Source organism: Dactylosporangium sp. NPDC050588, from assembly GCF_040654975.1.
Lineage (GTDB): Bacteria > Actinomycetota > Actinomycetes > Mycobacteriales > Micromonosporaceae > Dactylosporangium > Dactylosporangium maewongense.
This window is the reverse complement of record NZ_JBFAJA010000223.1, coordinates 1-2,094: the sequence shown is the minus strand read 5'-3', so window position 1 is coordinate 2,094 and position 2,094 is coordinate 1. Positions and strand designations below refer to the sequence as shown.

Here is a 2,094-nt window from a genome sequence, read left to right as displayed (position 1 = left end):
TGTCGTACTCCGCTTGATCCGTTACAGGTTGACTTCACTTGATGGGTGACACTCCGCCGAGTGCTGGTGGAGTTGACCATGACGGAACAGCGGTATCGCGCCGTGTTAGAGGTGGAAGCCGGGGTGCCGGTGACCGAGGTCGCCGAGCGGTTCGGGGTGTCGCGGCAGGCGGTGCACCGGTGGTTGGGCTGGTACCGAACGTTGGGCTTGGAGGGTCTGGCTGACGGGTCGCATCGGCCGCATGCGCATCCGGCGCAGACGTCGCCGGAGGTTGAGGCGGCGATCTGTGAGCTGCGTCGTCAGCATCCGCGGTGGGGGCAGCGGCGCATCGAGTTCGAGCTGGGCCGCAACGGCTGTCCCGGCCCGGTCCCGTCGCTGAGCACGATCTATCGGGTGCTGGTGCGGCACGGCCTGGTCGACGCGCAGCCTCGTGGTCGTCGCCGGCAGGACTACACCCGCTGGCAGCGGGACCGGCCGATGGAGTTGTGGCAGATGGACATCGTCGGCGGGATCATGCTGGCCGATGGCAGCGAGGCGAAGGTGATCACCGGGGTGGATGACCATTCCCGCTACTGCGTGATCGCCACGGTGGTGCGCCGGGCCACCGGCCGGGCGGTGTGTCTGGCGTTCGCGGCGGCGTTGCGCCGTTTCGGCATCCCGGAGGAGGTGCTCACCGATAACGGCAAGCAGTTCACCGGCCGGTTCACCAAACCTCGCCCGGGTGAAGTGTTGTTCGAGCGGATCTGCCGGGAGAACGGCATCATCGCCCGTAACACCAAGCCCCGCTCACCCACTACGACGGGCAAGGTGGAGCGGTTCCACCAGACCCTGCAACGCGAACTGCTCGACGCCGTGCCGGTGTGGCCGAGCATGGAGGCGGCGCAGGCCGCGATCGACGCCTTCTGCCAGGAGTACAACACCGACCGGCCGCACCAGGCGTTGGGCATGGCGTTTCCCGCTGACCTGTTCGTCCCGCGCCCAGATCAGGCAGAGCTGCCACTGCGCATTCCCGCATCGCTGGCCGCTGCATCCACTGATGAGCCTGCGCCGTCAGTGATGTCGAGCGTGCCGGCGACCTCGGCCTCGCCGGTGCCGTCGTTGGTCATGTCGGCTAACGGTGTCGACCCGGTCAACCTGGCCGTGCAGCTGACCAGGGTCGTCCCGGCCTCGGGCAATCTCGGCGTGTGCGGCCAGCAGTTCTGGCTCGGCCCCGCTTATGCCGGCACCACCATCACGCTGTGGGCCGACGCGACCGTCGTGCACCTGCTCAAGGACGATGTGCGGCTCAAGACGGTGCCGTCCCGGCTGATCCCCGCCCACCTGCGGCAGCTGCTCGCCGACGGTGGTCAACTCGCCGGCCCACCAGCGCTACCGGCCGCACCTGTCCAGCGTGGTGCAGCAGTGGAGGTGGACCGGCTGGTCAACGCCACCGGCCTGATCAGCCTGGCCGGCCGTCAACACCCGATCGGCAGCCACTTCGCCGGGCGGCGCGTCACCGTCCGCCTCGACCAAGCCCTGATGCAGATCACCGACCAGGGTGTGCTGTTGCGCAGCCTGCCCAACCCGCTAACGCCCACCGACATGGCTCGTATCCGCGACGCCCGCCCGGCCGGGCCAGCCCCGGCACCATCGGCCGATCCGCTACGGGTCGACCGGCGCATCAGCAGCCGCGGCACCCTCGTCATCGCCGGTCAGAAGATCCATGTCGGTATCCGCCACGCCGGCCGAACCGTCACCGTCGAAGCAGCCGACACCACCTACCGCGTCTATGACGAGAACAGCCTGATCAGTGAAGTGGCGCGCACCACCACCAAGCCGATCGCCCGATTCAAAGCCCGCAAACCGGAGTCACCTCGCCGCCGCCCCGACGCCGGTGTGAGAACGTGACCTGCATGACCGGACCCAACCGGCCCACCGAACCGCCGAGGCCGACCATGGCCACGGCGTTTCCCGACGCGACCGCCCGGGTCGTTGCCGTTCTCCACGAGATGGGTCACAGCGACCTCGCCGATGCACTTCCAGCACAACACTTCTACGGTCGTTGCCACTGCAAGCCCGGATGCACGTTCGTCTTGACCGCCCCGCCGGGCAGCT

General features: G+C 68.4%; 2 protein-coding genes. Both read left to right on the top strand.

What is annotated here, in order from left to right; genetic code table 11:
• Nucleotides 1-60 precede the first annotated feature (60 nt).
• Nucleotides 61-1,887: an IS481 family transposase gene (locus tag AB0I21_RS57410; RefSeq protein ID WP_360574510.1), complete on the top strand. Its 1,827-nt coding sequence runs from the start codon at nucleotides 61-63 to the stop codon at nucleotides 1,885-1,887.
• A 5-nt stretch (nucleotides 1,888-1,892) separates the two neighbouring features.
• Nucleotides 1,893-2,094: hypothetical protein (locus tag AB0I21_RS57405; protein WP_360574508.1), on the top strand; the 202-nt coding region annotated here is incomplete at its 3' end.